A 16,388-nucleotide genomic window follows, 5' to 3' on the forward strand; every position below is an offset into this window, starting at 1 on the left:
GTCGCGGGGAGAGCGTCCCCGTCCGATGTATGCAAGCGCATCGACGTCGATCAGTATTCCATGTAGCGACAACTATTTCATCCACGTTCCGTCGAAGGATCGGCGGACATCGCGTGAACGCGGAGCGCCGCACCCCGGACGGGGGTCGGAGACGCTCCCCGAGCAGTCGTCAGCGGTCGGCGGGAGCCGGGTTGCGGATGCCGAGGAGGGAGACGACGCCGCCGGCGACCAGGAGGGCGGAGGTCGCGACGGCGGCACGGGAGAAGCCCTCGACGTCGAGCGAGTCGCCGACCACGAGCGAGGTCGCGGCGATGGCGACCAGCCCCGCGATGCGCGAGACGGCGTTGTTCACGGCGGAGCCGACTCCGCTGTGCCCGTCCTCGACCGCGCCGAGGATCGTCGAGGTCAGCGGGGCGACCGTCACCGCGAGGCCGAAGCCGAAGAGGAGGATCCCCGGCAGCAGCTGCGTGGCGTAGTCGGCGCCCTCGTCGACGAAGGAGAGCAGGAGGAACCCGGCCGCGGCGATCAGCGGTCCGACGCCCATGAAGAGCCGCGGGCCGAACCGCGCCGACAGCGACCCGGAGACCTGCGAGAGCAGGAGCAGCAGGATCGTCGGCGGGAGCGTCGCGAGCCCGGCCAGGGTCGCCGAGAAGCCCAGGGTCTGCTGCAGGAACAGGCCCAGCGCGAAGAAGCCGAAGGAGAGCGCGCCGTAGACGAACGCCGTCGAGACGTTGCCGACGGTGAAGTTCCGCGACGCGAAGAGCGACAGCGGCAGCATCGGATGCGCCGCGCGCCGCTCCCACACGACGAACGCGACGAGGGCGGCGACTCCCCCGATCAGGGCGGTCAGCACGAGCGGATGCTGGACCCCGAGCCGCTCCTGCTCGATCAGCGCGAACACCGGCCCTCCCAGGCCGATCACCCCGAGCACCGCGCCGACGCCGTCGATCGGCACCCGGGTCCCCGAGTCGACCGCGCCGAGCCTGCGCAGCAGGACCAGCGTCACCGCGATCGGCAGCAGGTTGAGCGCGAAGACGTACCGCCACGAGCCCGCGTCCACCAGCAGGCCGCCGAGCACGGGGCCGGCGATCGTCGCCGTGCCGGTCCAGGCCGTCCACGCGCCGATGGTCCGGGCCTGCGCGGCGCCGTGGACGGTCGCGATGATGAGGGCGAGCGAGCTGGGCACGAGGATCGCGCCGGCGGCGCCCTGGAGCATCCGCGCCACGATGAGGACCTCGGCGGTGGGGGCCAGCGCGCACAGCAGCGAGGTGACACCGAAGCCGATCAGGCCGATGGTCATGCTGCGGGCCCGGCCGATGCGGTCGGCGAGCGAGCCGGCCACGAGGATCAGCGCGCCGAGCGTGATCAGGTACCCGTCGACCACCCACTGCTGCACCGCGAGCCCGCCGCCGAGCTCGCGGGTGATGGCGGGCAGGGCGACGTTGACGACGGTGCCGTCGAGGAAGGCGACGAAGGAGGCGAGGACGGCCACCACGAGCACCGCGCGGCGGCGCGTCTCGGCGGGGTCGGCGGAGGCGGTCATGCTCGGGCTCTGGTCACCCGCTCACCGTACCGGCGGCCGCCGTTCCCGGGGCCGGGAGGGCGGGCATCAGGGCCCGCGAGCGCGGCCGCACGACGGATCCAGACTCGTCGCCTACTCTCGTAGCCATGTCTGCGCAAGGAACCGCCCGCGGCGGCGTGCTCGCCCGGGTCCTCGGGATCGTCGGAGCCAGCCTCGCCGGGGGCCTGCTGATCACGGTCGGGGTCACTCCCGCCCTCGCCGTCACCGGTCTCGCCGAGAACAACCCGATCGGGCTGTTCGAGACGGTGCCGGAGTACCTCGAGCTCGGCCAGCTGGCCCAGAAGACCGAGATCTACGCCAAGCGCACCGACGGCTCGGACGAGCTGCTCGCCTCCTTCTACGCGCAGAACCGCGAGGAGGTGGCCTTCGACCAGGTCAGCCAGTCCGTGAAGGACGCGGCGGTCTCGACCGAGGACCCGCGCTTCTACGACCACGGCGGCGTCGACCTGCAGGGCACGATCCGCGCGGTGCTCAGCAACATCGTCGGCGGGGACCTCCAGGGCGGATCCTCCATCACCCAGCAGTACGTCAAGAACGTCCTCGTGCAGAAGGCGGAGTCGCTGAGCGCGACCGACGAGGCCGCCTCGGAGGCCGCCTACGAGGAGGCGACCGCGACCACTCCGAGCCGCAAGCTCAAGGAGATGAAGCTCGCCGTCGACCTCGAGAAGAAGTACAGCAAGGACGACATCCTCCTCGGCTACCTCAACATCGCCGGCTTCGGCGGCCAGGTCTACGGAATCCAGGCGGCGGCCGAGTACTACTTCTCGACCACCGCGGCCGACCTGAGCCTGGCGCAGGCCGCGAGCCTGATCGCCACGGTCAACAACCCCAACGGCCTCCGGATCGACCAGCCCGAGAACATCCCGGACAACAAGATCCGCCGCGACTACGTCCTCGACCAGATGCTGCAGGAGGGGAAGATCTCGCAGGCCGACCACGACGCCGCCGTCGCCGAGGAGGTCGTCCCCGCGATCACGCAGACGCCCACCGGCTGCCAGACCGCCGGCAACGCGGCCTTCTTCTGCGACTACATCACCCGCGTCGTCCAGAACGACCCGGCGTTCGGCGACGACGCGGACACCCGCCTCGCCAACTTCCAGCGCGGCGGCTACAAGATCTACACGACGCTCGACCGCGACCTGCAGGACACCGCGGCCAACGCGACGAACAACGCCGTCCCCAAGGTCCCCACCCTCGACACCAACATCGGCAGCGCGACCGTCTCGATGGAGGTCGGCACCGGCCGGATCCTGGCGATGGTGCAGAACAAGGACTACGACGCGGCCGGCGCCGTGAACGGCGCGAACTTCTCCGCCGTCAACTTCAACACCGACACGGCCTACGGCGGCTCCGCCGGGTTCCAGGTCGGATCGACCTACAAGGTGTTCACGCTCGCGCAGTGGCTCGCGAGCGGACGCACCCTGAACGAGACGATCAACGGCCGCGAGCGCACCTTCTCGGGCTTCCCCGCCAGCTGCGCGCCGGGCGGCGAGCTCGACACCTCCTACGAGGTCAACAACGACGACAGCGAGAACGGCAGCTACAGCGTGCTGACCGGCACGATGCAGTCGATCAACACCGTCTACGTCTCGATGGCGCAGCAGCTCGACCTCTGCGCGATCCGCGACCGCGCGGTCGGCTTCGGCGTGAAGGCGGCCGACGGCGGCGAGGTCGACTACAAGCCGTCCGCCGTCCTCGGCTCGGACACGCTCATCTCCCCCCTCTCGATGGTCACCGCCTTCGCCGGCTTCGCCAACAACGGCACCGCCTGCTCCGCGATCGCCATCGACGCGATCACCGACGCGACCGGCGCCGCCGTCCAGCCGCCGGCCTCCACCTGCAACCAGGCCCTCAGCCCCGAGCTGACGGCGGTCGCGAACTACGCCCTGCAGCGCGTCGTCACCGGCGGCACGGCCGCCCAGTCCGACCCGGACGACGGCATCGAGCACATCGGCAAGACGGGCACCACCGACAACGCGGAGTCGACCTGGATGGACGGCGCGAGCTCGCGCGTCGCGACCGTGGTCTGGGTGGGCAACATCGACGGCCACACCTCGATGCGCGAGGTCCGCTTCCCGAACTCGGAGCTCGAGAGCCGCCCGTACGCCTCCAACATCCGCCACTACATCTGGAACTCGGTGATGACCCGCGCCGACCAGAAGTACGGCGGGGACGACTTCGAGGAGCCCAGCAGCGCCCTGCTGAACGGCCGCCAGATCGCCGTGCCGACCGTCTCCGGCCGCTCGGTCGACGACGCCACGGAGGCGCTGGAGGACCTCGGCTTCGACGTCGAGGAGGGGGCGACCATCGACTCGTCGCTCCCGGCCGGCGTGGTGGCGGGCACCGACCCGGCCGCGGGCACGACCGTCGCGCGCTACTCCGACATCGCCCTGCTGATCAGCAACGGCTCGCAGGTCCCGGCTCCCGCCACCCAGGCACCGGCTCCGGCTCCGACCGGCACGGGAGTCCCCGCGACCGAGGCTCCCCCGGCGACGCCCACGGCGACCCCGACAGCGACAGCCACGGCGACTCCGACGGCGGAGGTCGAGGAGTGAGCTTCGACGCGGACTTCCTCGGCGTCCCCGCGGCGGCGCCGCGCCTGAGGGTCGAGCGCCCGGTGCGGCTCCTGCCGTACACGCACTTCGAGGTGCTGCTGGATCCGGAGCGGCGCCTGGCCGTCTCGACGGCCGTGAACATCGACGGCGCGCGCCTGGTCGAGCTCGGCCGCGGCGACGACTGGCACCTCGACGACCGCATCCCCGCCTCCGAGCAGACCGGGCCGGAGGTGTACGCCCGCAACGACCTCGACCGCGGCCACCTGGTCCGCCGCCGCGACCCCGTCTGGGGCGACCGGGACGAGGCCGCCGCGGCCAACCGCGACAGCTTCTGCTACACGAACGCCGCGCCCCAGGCGAGCGGCTTCAACCAGTCGCAGGAGCTGTGGCTCGGGCTCGAGACGCTGGTGCTCGAGTACGCGCAGACCTGGCGCACGCGCCTGAGCGTCTTCACCGGGCCCGTGCTCGCGGACGACGACCCGGTCTACCGCGGTACGGGCATCCCCCGCCGCTTCTGGAAGATCGCGGCGTGGAGCCCGGACGGATCGACGCTCGCGACGAGCGCGTACCTGCTCGACCAGAGCGAGCTCGTGGAGCGCGTGCGCGAGGGCCTGGTGCCGCTCGGCGGCTTCAGGACGTTCCAGCTGCCGGTCGCCGCGATCGGCGAGCTGACCGGTCTCGACGTGGACCTCCTCGCCGGGGCCGACGTGCTCGGCTCGGCAGGACTCCGGCCGGAGCCGTGGCGCGAGATCGTCGAGCCGTCAGACGTGGCGAGCGGCCTCCTCCCCCGCTGAGGCTCCGCCGGGGGCAGGATGGGCGGATGAGCACCCCCGTCCTGGTCGAGATCACCTCCGGCGCCGTCGTCCTCCGCGACCCGGAGGGTCCGCTCGTCCGCGTCGACGAGGCGGGCTACCTCCGCGGCGACGGGGTCTTCGAGACCGTCGCGGTCCTCGACGGACGTCCCCGCGCGCTCGGCGAGCACCTCGCGCGGCTGGCCGGATCGGCCCGGGCCGTCGGGCTGACGATCCCGGAGGCGCCCCTCTGGTCCCGAGCGGTCGACCTCGCCGTGGCGGAGCACGACCGGGTCGACGACCTGACGGTCCGCTTCATCGCCGCCCACGGCTCGGGCGACTCCGCCCGGTGCACCGTGCGCGCGGCTCCGACTCCCGACTCGAGCGCGCTTCGGGAGAAGGGCGCGGCCGTCGTCGTGCTGGACCGCGGGTACGCGAGCGGTCCGCTCGCGCCGTGGCTGCTCCCGGGCGTCAAGACCACCTCGGGCGCCGTCACCCGGGCGGCGCTGCGCGAGGCGGCGTCCCGGGGCGCGGACGACGTGGTCTGGCGCACGAGCGACGGGCTTCTCCTCGAGGGGGCGACGTCGAGCCTGGTGCTCCTCGGCGACGGGGTGCTCGCGACGCCGCTCTCGGGCAGCGTGCTCGCCGGCACGACGGTCGAGCGGGTCCTCGCGCTGGGCGAGCGCCGCGGGCTCGCGTCGTCGCGCCGCGAGCTGCCGGTCACGGCGCTCACCGGTGCGGATGCGGCGTGGCTGGTGTCGAGCACCCGGCGGGCGATCCCCGTCCGCTCGGTCGACGGCGCACCGCTCGCGATCGACGCGGGCCTGACGGCGGCGTTCGAGGCGGGGCTGCTCGCCGGCTGACCGTGTCCGCGGCTCGGACTCCCTGCGCGTCAGGCCGCTGCGGCCAGCGCGCGGGACGTATGCGGGCCGACCCCGGCCTCCTCCGCGTCTCCGAGATCGGCGAGCGTGTCGACGTCCAGCCTCAGCGTCGACGAGCCGGGCAGCACGACGACGGCGCAGCCCGCGTCGCGGTGCCGGGCCAGCGAGCCCGGGCCGAACGCCGGAGCGACGAGGGCCCCGGCCGCCAGCAGGAGCGCCGTGGTGCCGCTCCCCTCGCGGTCCGGGACGACGGCCGGGAGCGACCGCGTCGCGAGCGCCTCGGAGAGGTCCGACGGCAGCAGGGCGGGCAGGTCCCCGGTCAGCACGATCACCGGGGCGCCCGGCCGGCGGTGGAGGGCGGCCTCGGCTCCCCCGGACACGGCGGCGTCGAGGGTTCCCGGGTCGGGCACCACCACCAGCTGCGGGTGCTCCGCCCGTGCGCGGTCGGCCGCACCGGCGTCGGAGGTGACCAGGAGAAGGCTCGCCACCGGCTCCGCGGCGGCCACGGCGGCGAGCGTGTCCAGGAGGAACGCCTCGGCCAGCGCCGCGCGGCCCGGCACGTCGAGGCGCGTCTTCGAGCCGCCGCGGCCCTTGAACACGACGACCGCGCTCCAGCCGGTCACGCGCGCTCCTCGCGCGAGGCTGCTCCGGCCGCGAAGCCCTCGGCGAAGGCCTCGTCGGCGCCGAGGCGGAACATGTCGTCGGGGCCCGTGCGGGTCAGCGTGCGGGCACCCGGGCTCTCGACCCTCGTCACCAGGCGGGCGAGCCCGCGGACGACGGCGACGGGGCGTCCGCTCGCCTTGCCCTTCACCAGGTCGCCGAGCGCGGCGATCTCGTCCGCGACGGCCGGCATGGTCACTCCCAGCGTGCGCCCCAGGGCGTCGACCCCGCCGCGGAGGTCGTCGATCACGAGGACGCCCGCGGCTCCGATGGCCGCGTCGGTCTGCCCGACCCGCCAGGCGCGGCCCAGGGTGTCGCTGACGAGCACGCCCACCTCCACGCCGAGCCGCTCCCGGAGGCCCGCGCAGAGGGCCCGCGCCGAGGCGTCCGGGTCGAGGGGGAGGAGGAGGACCGTCCCCTCCGCGACGTTGCTGGCGTCGACTCCGGCCGCCGCCTGGACGATCCCGAGGCGGTTCTCGACGATGCGGGTGACGCCGGAGCCGTGCGCCCGGGTGGCGACGACGCGGACGGTCTCGGCCGTGATCGCGTCCTCGCGGTCGGCCGCGGCGACGACGCGCCCCTCCGCCTTCGAGACGATCTTGCTCGTGACGACGAGGATGTCGCCGTCCGCGGGCCGGTCCTCCTCGGCGGCGGCGGCGACGGCCGCGAGGATCAGCTCGAGCAGGTCGTCACCGGGAGTCACCTCCGGGATGCCGTCGAGGGCCCAGGCCTGCACGCGCGTCTCGCTCACCGGTCCATTCTCCCGGCTGCCGCGGGCGCACGGGTCCACGGCCCGAGATCGCCCGAGCAGGCGATCGGCGGCGCCTCAGCCGGCGGCGAGGTACGCGGCGACCGCGGGCGGCACGTAGGGGGCGACGTCGCCGCCGAGGGAGGAGACCTGCCGCACCAGCGAGCTCGACACATGGGCGTGCGCGGGATCGGGCAGGAGGAACACCGTCTCGACGTGCGCGAGGTTGCGGTTCACGATCGCCATAGGGGTCTCGTACGCCACGTCGACCTGCGAGCGGATGCCCTTCACCAGGATGCTCGCGCCGACGTCGGTGCAGTAGTCGACGAGCAGGCCCATGCTCCACGAGGCGACGACGATCCGCCCCTCGACCCCGGCCTCCGCGATCGACTGCTCGATCAGCGAGACGCGCTGGGCGATCGGCAGCAGCGCCGTCTTGGCGGGGTTGTGCACCACCACGACGTGCAGCTCGTCGACCAGGCGCGCGGCCCGCTCGATCACGTCGAGATGACCGAGGGTCACGGGGTCGAAGGAGCCGGGGACGACGGCGATGCGGGCCATGCCGACAGAGTAGCGGGCGGGCACCGCCTAGCTCTTGGCGAGGAACTCCCGGTCGCGGTCCTGCACGCGGCGCTCGAGCGCGGCACGGAGCCGATCGTGCGCGGCGAGGGACGGGTCCTCCGCGAGGAGCCGCTCCGCCAGCGCCCGCGCCTCCACGATCACGTCGGCGTCCTGCACCACCCGCAGCAGGCGGAGCGACGAGCGCCCGCCGGACTGCGAGTCGCCCAGCACGTCGCCCTCGCGGCGCAGCTCCAGGTCGACCTCGGCGAGCGCGAAGCCGTCGAGCGTCGCGGCGACCGCCTCCACCCGCTCGCGCGCGACCGTCCCCGCCTCCGCCGCCGTCACGAACAGGCACACCCCCGCGACGCCGCCGCGCCCGATGCGCCCGCGGAGCTGGTGCAGCTGCGACACTCCGAACCGCTCCGCGTCGAGCACGACCATCATCGAGGCGTTCGGCACGTCCACGCCGACCTCGATGACCGTCGTCGACACCAGGACGTCGATCTCCCCCGCGGCGAAGGAGCGCATCACGGCGTCCTTCTCCTCCGTCGTCATCCGCCCGTGCAGCGCGGCCGACCGGCGCTTCCCGAGCAGCGGATGCGCGCGCACGCCCTCCAGCGTCGCCGCGACGGTCGTGAGCGGCGCGGCGGCGTCCTCCTCGGGCGGCTGCGCGCCCTCGGCGGGCTCCCCCGGCTCGATCGCCGGGCAGACGAGGTAGACCTGGTGCCCCGAGCGGATCTCCTCCTCGGCGCGCTCCCAGGCCCGCGCGATCCACGCGGGGTGGTCGGCGAGCGGCACCACGTGGCTCGTGATGCCGGGGCGCCCGGCGGGCAGCTCGCGGATGGTCGAGGTGTCGAGATCGCCGAAGACCGTCATGGCGACGGTCCGCGGGATGGGCGTGGCCGTCAGCACCAGCACGTGCGGCGGGGTGGCGCCCTTCCGGCGCAGAGCGTCCCGCTGGTCCACGCCGAAGCGGTGCTGCTCGTCGATCACGACGAGGCCCAGGTCGTAGAAGGAGACCGCGTCGCCGAGGAGGGCGTGCGTGCCGACGACGATCTTCGCCGTGCCCGAGACGATCCGGAGGAGGGCCGCACGGCGCTGCGCCGCCCCCAGCCCGCCGGTGAGGAGGGTCGGCACCAGCTCGGCCGCGAGCTCCGGGCCGAGGGTCCTCGCGATCGAGCGGAGGTGCTGCCCCGCGAGCACCTCTGTGGGAGCGAGCAGAGCCGCCTGCCCGCCGCTCTCGGCCGTGGCGAGCATCGCCCGGAGCGCGACGAGGGTCTTGCCGGAGCCGACCTCGCCCTGCACCAGCCGGGTCATCGGGCTCTCAGCGGCCAGGTCGGCGGCGATCTCGTGCCCCACCGCGGTCTGGTCTCCGGTGAGGGCGAAGGGCAGCGCGGCGTCGAAGCGCTCGAGCAGCCCGCCGGGGCCGGGCACGCGGGCGGTCGCGGGGCTGCTGCGCGCCGAGGCCCGGCGCTCGAGCAGGGCGAGCTGCAGGAGGAACGCCTCGTGGAAGCGCAGCGTCTCGCGCGCCTGCGCCTCCTCGCCCTCCCGCTGCGGGCGGTGGATCAGCTCCAGCGCCTCGCCGAGGCCCAGCAGCGAGCGGCCGGCGCGCACCTGCTCGGGCATCGGGTCGGGCACGTCGCGCAGGCCGTCCAGCAGCACGCCGATCGCGGCCTGGAGCTGCCAGCTCGAGATCGCGCTGGTCGCCGGGTAGATCGGGATCGGCCGCTCGGCCCAGTCCTTCGCGAGCTCACCGCCTCCCGTCTCCGTCGCGGCGGCCTCCTCGTCGTCGAACAGGCGGTAGTCGGGATGCGTGAGCTGCGGGGTGTCGCGGAACATCGAGACCGTGCCCGCGAAGATCCCGCGCACGCCGCGGTGGAGCTTCGCCGCGCGCCAGGGCTGTCCGAAGAACGTCAGCGAGAGCGTGCCCGAGCCGTCCGAGATGATGACCTCGAGCAGGGTGCCGCGCCGGTTGCGCATCGGCCGCTCGCGCACCTCGCGCACCTCCGCCACGATCGTCACGCTCTCTCCCACGGGGAGGCGCGAGAGCGCCGTCAGCTCGCCCCGCTTCGCGTAGCGGCGCGGGTAGTGGCCCAGGAGCTCGCCGACCGTGCGGTACCCGAAGGCCTTCTCGACCGCGCTCGCCGTGCGCGGCCCGATCAGCGGCGCGAGCGAGGCGTCGAGGGGGTCCGGGATCACCTAGCGATCATAGGTCGGACCTCGGACGCGCGAGCCGGGCGACCGGGTCCAGCGCCGAGCGGGGCACGACCGACGCGAGCACCCGACGACCGGCACCCGCGGAGCCGCGGAGCGCGGCGGCCACGGCGGTCGCGTCGTCCCACGCCTCCGACTCGCTCGCGGACGGCGAGTAGCGCCGGCGCTCGACGCGCTCCCGGAGCCCCTGCAGACGTGCCGCCGCTCCGGGGTCGAGGGCGGGAGCCATGCGGGCCTCCTGCGCGCGCGGCGACTCCGTGTCCTCCACGGGGACGCCCAGGTCGCGGGCGGTCGCCAGAAGCTCGGCCCACGCGGCCTCGACGGAGCCGGAGCGCGCGGACCGGCGCCGCAGCGCGCGCTGGACGGCGCGCATCAGCCAGGGGACGAGCACGAGCAGCAGGAGCAGCACCCAGAGCGTCGCCGCGGGAGCCGCCGTGGTGCTCGAGGCGCCGACGGCACCGGGGGTCGGCGTCGCCGACGCGGCCGTCGGAGTGGGTGTCGCGGCGGGAGCGCTGGTCGCACCGGGCGCGGTGGTCGCGGTCGAGCCCGGGGCGGTGGGGCCCGAGGACGCCGTCGCGCTCGGCAGGGTGTACGAGGCCGGAGCGCCGCGGCTGGGCGTCGGCTCGAAGGGCAGCCAGCCGACCCCCTCGAAGTACAGCTCGGGCCAGGCGTGCAGGTCGGAGGAGAGGACGCGGTAGGTGGTCAGGTCGCTGCCGCCGGAGGGCACGACGGAGCCGGGCTGGTAGCCGATGGCGAGCCGCGACGGGATCCCGAGCTCGCGCGCCATCACCGCCATCGCCGAGGCGAAGTGGACGCAGTAGCCCTCCTTCGTCGTCAGGAACGCCGAGAGCACGCCGACTCCGTCGCCGTCGTAGCCCTCCTCCGCGGGGGTGTCCTCGGAGTAGCGGAACTCGGACGAGCGGAAGTACGTCTGCAGCGCGCGCGCCCGGTCGTAGGCGGTCGGAGCCTCCGCCGTGACCTCCTCGGCGGTGGTGCGGACGATCTCGGGCACGTCGTCGGGGAGCGAGAGGTACCGGTCGACGCCGGACGGCGCGGGCGCGGCGAGCAGCTGCTGCGGGTCGGGCTCGAGCCGCAGCGCCTGCACCTGGTAGTCGTCTCCGGAGCGGGTCGTCGCGTCGCCGCGGATCGAGCCGTCCTGCACGTCCTGGAGCCAGCCGTCGCCGACGCCCGTCAGCGACGAGACCGGATACGGCACGGGGAGCCACTGGCTCCGCAGCGTCTCCACCGAGACGTCGACCTCCTCCGCCTCGCGCGGCACGCTCTCGGAGAGCCCCTCGGGCGCGATCGGCGCCTCGATCGGAGCGGTCTGCTCCGTCTCGCTCGGCGCCCAGTCGTCACCGTCGAAGTCCGAGACGGTCAGCACGCGGAGGTAGACGGGCAGGTCGGAGTCGGTGGCGTAGCGCAGCACGGTCACGGGGTTCGGGCGGCGCAGGTCCGCGCCGAGAGCGACCACCGGGTCGATCGCGCCGTTGAAGAGGCTGCCGGAGACGCCCGAGGGGGCGGTGGTGCGCGCGTAGCCTGCCGCCGACCCGGCGACGACTCCCGCGCCCAGGACGACGACGGTCACGGCCGCGAAGGCGGGCAGCACGGCCGAGGCCGCGCTCGGGCCGCTCGGGCGTCGGGGGGCGGCCGTGGCGGCGAGCACGCCCGCGTAGGCGAGCGCAGTGACGACGAGGCTCGCCCAGGACACCTCGGAGGGGTCCACGATCGCCGGCACCGCGAGCAGCGCCGCGGGGAACAGACCGGCCAGGGCGGGGAGGCGGACGGAGAAGGCGAACAGGTCGGCCGCCCAGGCGAGCACGACCACCCCGCCGATCAGGAGGAACGAGATGCCGTCGTCGGCGACCGCCGGGAGCCCCTGCTGCGCGATGGACTGGAAGCCGCCCTGCGCGAGCGCCTCCGCCTGCGCGACGGCGCCGGGCGTGGGGATCACGAACAGCAGGGCCCGACCGGGCACGAACATCGCGGTCAGCACGCCGACCATCGTCAGCGTGCCGAGGATCGGCGGGACGACGGGGTGCACGCGCAGAGCCCGGGCGGCGGCCGGGACGCCGAGCACCACGGCGACCGCGCTCGCGAGGAGCACCAGCCAGTCGACGCCGACGAGGAGCCGACCGATCCCGGCGGCGGCGGCCGTGATCGCGAGGAAGAGCAGACCGCTCAGAGGAGCCGACCCGGCGCGCGGATCGCTCTCGACGCGGCGGCTCACGCCACCACCCGCAGAGCGAGGGCCTGCGCCCACGCCTCCTCGACGGAGGCGCTCGGGTCGACGGACACCGCGTACCAGCCGAGCGAGGCGAGAGCCGCCTCCTCCTCAGCGGTGCCGGCGACGACGAAGGCGATCGCGGGGCGCGACTGCGCGGCCAGGGAGCCGAGGCCATCGAGGTCCGACTCGAGGAGTCGGGTGAGCACGGCGAAGACCGGTCGTACTCCCCCGGTGTCGCGCATGTCGGCCGAGATCCGGGTCACCGCGTCGACCGACTCGCGCGAGGGCGCCAGCTCGGCCAGGCGCAGCAGCACGTCGTGCGCCACCTCGCGCTCGTCCTCCGAGTGCTCCGGCTCGCCGTCCGCACCCGTCTCGACGAGGTGGGTCTCGAAGCCGCGGTCGAGCAGGTGCACGGCGAGGGAGGCCGTCATCGACACCGCCCACTCGAGCCGGTCGTCGCCGCGCCGCTCGAGCACGCGCTCGGCCCGGGTCTCGAGGAGGATCCACGCGTGCGGATCGGTGTTCTGCTCGTCCTGGCGGACCATGAGCTCACCGGAGCGGGCGCTCGCCCGCCAGTGCACCCGGCGCATGGCGTCCCCCGGGCGGTAGTCGCGCGGGATCACGTCGTCCGTGCCGGCGCCGGCCGTCGCGTGCGCGACCGGGCTCGATCCGCCTGCTCCGTGCGCGTCCAGGACGTCGCTCTGGAGCGGCACGACCCGCGGAGTCACGACGAACGGCTGCGCAGCCCCCACGACGCTCTCGCGGAGCGCGAGCCCGAGGCCGTCGCCGCGCACCAGGCGCAGCGGGCCGATGCGGTGGATCCCGCGCCCCTCGGCGGGCAGACGGTAGCGGGCGCGCACGCGGCCGCCCGACGGGACGCCCGGCAGCCCGAAGACGCCCTCGGCGACCGGCCGGCCGACGACGACCCCGCGCTCCACGCGCTCGAGCCGGTCGTGGGCGCGCGCCCCGCTGCGGACGGCGCGGCCGCGGTTCTCGAGCAGCACGTCGACCTCCACCACGTCGCCGGCCGCGACGGTCTGGGGAGCGAAGCGGCGCTGCACCCGGAACGACGCCGGCGCCAGGAGCAGGGAGACGAGCGCGCCCAGGGGCAGGCCCAGCAGCACCAGGCCGACGAACAGCAGCTCGCGGAACTCTGTCAGCGGCGCGATCACCACTCCCGCGACGCCCAGCAGAACGAGCGCCCAGCCGCGCAGCGTCAGCGCGACCCCGCGGAGCGCGGGCAGACCGCCGAGACGGGACGACGGCGTCTCGGCGGGGCGGGCCTCAGTCGCCACGGTTGCCGAAGGGGACGGGGGTGGCCGCGACGATGCGCTGCACGATCTCGGTGACCGAGTGCGAGGATCCGGCGCCGGAGCGGCCGGGGAGGCGGGTGGCGGGCAGGAGGCGGTGGCCGAGCACGGGGACGGCGAGCGCGTCCACGTCGTCCGGCACCACGAAGTCGCGGTCGCTGAGGGCGGCGAGCGCCTTCGCGGCGGCGATCAGCTGGAGCGTGGCGCGCGGGCTCCCCCCGAGCCGCAGCTCGGGGTCCACCCGCGTGGCCTGCATGATCGCCACCACGTACTCCTGCACGGGCGGTGCGACGTACACGGAGCGCACGTAGGCCATCATCCGCTCGAGCTCGGCGAGGCCCACGACGGGCCGCAGCTCCTCGAGCGGGCTGGCCGAGTCGCGGGTGCGGATCATCTCGAGCTCGGCGCGCTCATCGGGGTAGCCGAGCGAGAGGCGGGCCATGAAGCGGTCGCGCTGGGCCTCGGGCAGCGAGTAGGTGCCCTCCATCTCGACCGGGTTCTGCGTCGCGATCACGGCGAAGGGGCGCGGGAGGAGGTGGGTCGTGCCGTCGACCGAGACCTGGCGCTCCTCCATGCACTCCAGCAGCGCCGACTGCGTCTTGGGCGAGGCCCGGTTGATCTCGTCCCCGATCAGGATGTTCGCGAACACCGGCCCCGGCTTGAACTCGAAGTCCCGCGTCGCCTGGTTGTAGACCGACACTCCCGTGACGTCGGAGGGCAGCAGGTCGGGCGTGAACTGGATGCGCGCGACGCTGCCGCCCACGGAGGCGGCGAGCGACTTCGCCAGGACCGTCTTGCCGGTGCCGGGGACGTCCTCCATCAGGAGGTGCCCACCGGCGAGGAACACCGTCAGCGCCATCGAGACCTCGGCCGACTTGCCGTCGATCACGCGGGTGAGGTTCCCGAGGACGGCGCCGCAGTGCGCCGTGAACTCCTCGCGGGTCAGGGGCGTCTCGGGAGCCGCTCGGCGGCCGACAGCGGAGCGGGTGTCTTCGAGCGACGTCATAGCTACGGATTCTCGCAGTCCTGACGGGAAAAGGGTCCAGGTTCCGCGAGTTCGCAGTGTGCCGCCAGGCGGGAGCCGCGCGGCGGCCACCGGACGCCGCAGGCAGGGGTGCCGCCCTATGCTCGGTCCGGTGACCAGGATCATCGCCGGATTCGCCGGCTCGCTCACCCTCCGGGTCCCGCGCGCGGGCACCCGCCCCACCAGCGACCGCGTGCGCGAGGCCGTCTTCTCGGCCCTCGAGGCCCGGGACGCCCTCGACGGCGCGACGGTGGTCGACCTCTACGCGGGCTCCGGCGCCCTCGGGCTCGAGTCGGCCAGCCGCGGAGCGAGCGCGGTCGTCCTGGTCGAGCGCGACCCGAAGGCCGCGAGGACCGCGGGCGAGAACGCACGGGCGATCGCGACCGCGGCGGCCAAGAACAAGCGGCCCGCCCCGCGGATCGAGGTGGTGACCGGCTCGGTCCGCTCCTTCCTCGACGGCTCCCCGGCCCTCAATACAGACACGGTGTTCCTCGACCCGCCCTACGACCTCGGCGAGGACGACCTGGCCGCCGATCTCGCCGGTGTGCTGCCGCTGCTGCGCGAGGACGCGGTGGTCGTCGTGGAGCGGAGCTCCCGCAGCCCGGAGCCGCGCTGGCCCGCGGGTCTGGAGCGGGAGCGGAGGAAGGACTACGGCGAGACCACCATCTGGTGGGCTTCGCCTGCGTCGCCCGCGCCGGCCGCCTCGCCCGCTTCCTCCGCGGCCGGCTGACCGGCCTCAGCCCGCCGCGCCGTCCCAGCCGAGGTACGGGTCCCAGCCCCCGCGCCCCTCGAGCGCGACCCCGCCCAGTCGCACCTCCGGGTCCCCCTCGCGGACGGCCCCGAGCGGGACGAAGCCCTCCGGCAGCGCCGCGGCGGGCGGGAAGCACGCGAGCATCGCGTGGTCCTCGCCGCCTCCCAGCACCAGCGCCCTCGCCAGGTCGAGGTCCACGCCCTCCACCCCCGCGAGCCCGCGCGCGTGCACGTCGACCTCCGCGGGATCGAGGTCGATCGCCACTCCGCTCGCACGCGCCATCCGACGGGCGTCGAGCACCACGCCGTCCGAGACGTCCATCATCGCGGTGGCGGTCCCGCCCGCGGCCTCGCCCGCGGAGATCGGCGCGGTCGGGCGCAGCTGCGCCTCGAGGAGGGACGGATGCCGCTCGCGGAGCCGGTCGGCGAGGTCGGCCGACGGCTCCCCGTCCCGCCGCGCCTGCTCGAACAGCAGGCGCAGCCCGAGCCCCGCTCGTCCCAGCGGGCCGGCCACAGCGAGCACGTCCCCCGGCCTCGCACCGCTGCGGAGCACCGGCGGTCGTCCGTCGAGCGAGCCGAACGCCGTGATCGAGAGCGTCAGTGTCGCGGAGGCGGACAGGTCTCCCCCGACGACTCCGCATCCCGGCGCCATCGCGGCGCAGCCGGCGGCGAGTCCGCCCGCGATCCCCTCCAGCACGTCGACGCCCAGCGACTGGGGCGCCGCGAGCGCGACGACGAGCCCGGTGGGACGGGCCCCCATCGCCGCGACGTCGGCGAGGTTCGAGGCCGCCGCCTTCCAGCCCAGGTCCGCCGGGCTCGACCAGGCCAGCCGGAAGTCGGGGCCGTGCACCATCATGTCCGTGGTCACCACGAAGCGGCCGTCGGGAGCGCGCAGCACCGCGCAGTCGTCCCCGGGCCCGACCAGGGTCTCCGCTCCCGGGCCGCCGAGGCGGGCCAGCACCCTCGCGAGCACCTCGCCCTCGCTGAGCTCGGCCAGGGTGGGACTCCGATCCTCTGCCATGGTTCACACGCTAGCGTTGACGGCGATGTCAGCCGACACGCCCTCCTCGAGTCGACCAAAGAGG

General features: G+C 74.5%; 13 protein-coding genes. 4 read left to right on the forward strand and 9 right to left on the reverse strand.

What is annotated here, in order from left to right:
• Nucleotides 1-169: 169 nt before the first annotated feature.
• Nucleotides 170-1,543, reverse strand: a complete 1,374-nt coding sequence (locus GSU40_RS09850) for a DHA2 family efflux MFS transporter permease subunit (protein ID WP_160034796.1) — start codon at nucleotides 1,541-1,543, stop codon at nucleotides 170-172.
• 125 nt (nucleotides 1,544-1,668) lie between these two features.
• Between GSU40_RS09850 and GSU40_RS09855 the strand changes: the two genes are divergently transcribed.
• From GSU40_RS09855 to GSU40_RS09865, 3 genes are read left to right on the forward strand one after another with little or no spacing between them, the layout of a single operon-like run.
• The gene (locus GSU40_RS09855; protein ID WP_160034798.1) at nucleotides 1,669-4,137 is read left to right on the forward strand and encodes a transglycosylase domain-containing protein; all 2,469 of its coding nucleotides are present in this window, start codon (nucleotides 1,669-1,671) and stop codon (nucleotides 4,135-4,137) included.
• Nucleotides 4,134-4,931: a DNA/RNA non-specific endonuclease gene (locus GSU40_RS09860; protein ID WP_244229443.1), complete on the forward strand. Its 798-nt coding sequence runs from the start codon at nucleotides 4,134-4,136 to the stop codon at nucleotides 4,929-4,931. Before GSU40_RS09855 ends, GSU40_RS09860 begins: the two co-directional genes overlap by 4 nt.
• Before the next feature lie 26 nt (nucleotides 4,932-4,957).
• The gene (locus GSU40_RS09865) at nucleotides 4,958-5,791 is read left to right on the forward strand and encodes an aminotransferase class IV (protein ID WP_104255130.1); all 834 of its coding nucleotides are present in this window, start codon (nucleotides 4,958-4,960) and stop codon (nucleotides 5,789-5,791) included.
• A 29-nt stretch (nucleotides 5,792-5,820) separates the two neighbouring features.
• Here GSU40_RS09865 and cofC read toward each other — a convergent pair whose 3' ends face one another.
• The 7 genes from cofC to GSU40_RS09900 form a co-directional block, all read right to left on the reverse strand.
• The gene (gene cofC / locus GSU40_RS09870) at nucleotides 5,821-6,432 is read right to left on the reverse strand and encodes a 2-phospho-L-lactate guanylyltransferase (RefSeq protein ID WP_104225626.1); all 612 of its coding nucleotides are present in this window, start codon (nucleotides 6,430-6,432) and stop codon (nucleotides 5,821-5,823) included.
• Nucleotides 6,429-7,220 carry a coenzyme F420-0:L-glutamate ligase gene (locus tag GSU40_RS09875; protein ID WP_244229444.1) on the reverse strand — a complete coding sequence of 264 codons (792 nt, stop codon included), beginning with the start codon at nucleotides 7,218-7,220 and terminating at the stop codon, nucleotides 6,429-6,431. The genes cofC and GSU40_RS09875 overlap by 4 nt, the downstream gene beginning before the upstream one ends.
• Nucleotides 7,221-7,295: 75 nt before the next feature.
• A complete protein-coding gene (gene coaD, locus GSU40_RS09880; protein WP_104223138.1) occupies nucleotides 7,296-7,778 on the reverse strand; it encodes a pantetheine-phosphate adenylyltransferase in 483 nt (160 codons plus the stop codon).
• 27 nt (nucleotides 7,779-7,805) lie between these two features.
• The gene (locus GSU40_RS09885) at nucleotides 7,806-9,974 is read right to left on the reverse strand and encodes an ATP-dependent DNA helicase RecG (RefSeq protein ID WP_160036207.1); all 2,169 of its coding nucleotides are present in this window, start codon (nucleotides 9,972-9,974) and stop codon (nucleotides 7,806-7,808) included.
• A gap of 10 nt (nucleotides 9,975-9,984) precedes the next feature.
• The gene (locus GSU40_RS09890) at nucleotides 9,985-12,222 is read right to left on the reverse strand and encodes a DUF3488 and transglutaminase-like domain-containing protein (RefSeq protein WP_160034800.1); all 2,238 of its coding nucleotides are present in this window, start codon (nucleotides 12,220-12,222) and stop codon (nucleotides 9,985-9,987) included.
• Nucleotides 12,219-13,514, reverse strand: coding sequence for a DUF58 domain-containing protein (locus GSU40_RS09895; protein ID WP_160034802.1), 1,296 nt, complete (start codon nucleotides 13,512-13,514; stop codon nucleotides 12,219-12,221). Before GSU40_RS09895 ends, GSU40_RS09890 begins: the two co-directional genes overlap by 4 nt.
• Nucleotides 13,504-14,535: a MoxR family ATPase gene (locus GSU40_RS09900; RefSeq protein WP_104225624.1), complete on the reverse strand. Its 1,032-nt coding sequence runs from the start codon at nucleotides 14,533-14,535 to the stop codon at nucleotides 13,504-13,506. The genes GSU40_RS09895 and GSU40_RS09900 overlap by 11 nt, the downstream gene beginning before the upstream one ends.
• A gap of 130 nt (nucleotides 14,536-14,665) precedes the next feature.
• Between GSU40_RS09900 and GSU40_RS09905 the strand changes: the two genes are divergently transcribed.
• Nucleotides 14,666-15,283 carry an RsmD family RNA methyltransferase gene (locus tag GSU40_RS09905; RefSeq protein WP_104283473.1) on the forward strand — a complete coding sequence of 206 codons (618 nt, stop codon included), beginning with the start codon at nucleotides 14,666-14,668 and terminating at the stop codon, nucleotides 15,281-15,283.
• A gap of 6 nt (nucleotides 15,284-15,289) precedes the next feature.
• On the opposite strand, the gene thiL is transcribed toward GSU40_RS09905, so the two are convergent.
• Nucleotides 15,290-16,324: a thiamine-phosphate kinase gene (thiL, locus tag GSU40_RS09910; protein WP_160034804.1), complete on the reverse strand. Its 1,035-nt coding sequence runs from the start codon at nucleotides 16,322-16,324 to the stop codon at nucleotides 15,290-15,292.
• Between the last annotated feature and the right edge of the window lie 64 nt (nucleotides 16,325-16,388).

The organism is Rathayibacter sp. VKM Ac-2805, from assembly GCF_009834265.1.
Taxonomy (GTDB): domain Bacteria; phylum Actinomycetota; class Actinomycetes; order Actinomycetales; family Microbacteriaceae; genus Rathayibacter.

Coding starts and splice junctions, on each gene's coding strand:
- GSU40_RS09850 (WP_160034796.1), bottom strand. CDS start 1,543: ATGACCGCCTCCGCCGACCCCGCCGAGACGCGCCGCCGCGCGGTGCTC.
- GSU40_RS09855 (WP_160034798.1), top strand. CDS start 1,669: ATGTCTGCGCAAGGAACCGCCCGCGGCGGCGTGCTCGCCCGGGTCCTC.
- GSU40_RS09865 (WP_104255130.1), top strand. CDS start 4,958: ATGAGCACCCCCGTCCTGGTCGAGATCACCTCCGGCGCCGTCGTCCTC.
- coaD (WP_104223138.1), bottom strand. CDS start 7,778: ATGGCCCGCATCGCCGTCGTCCCCGGCTCCTTCGACCCCGTGACCCTC.
- GSU40_RS09900 (WP_104225624.1), bottom strand. CDS start 14,535: ATGACGTCGCTCGAAGACACCCGCTCCGCTGTCGGCCGCCGAGCGGCT.
- thiL (WP_160034804.1), bottom strand. CDS start 16,324: ATGGCAGAGGATCGGAGTCCCACCCTGGCCGAGCTCAGCGAGGGCGAG.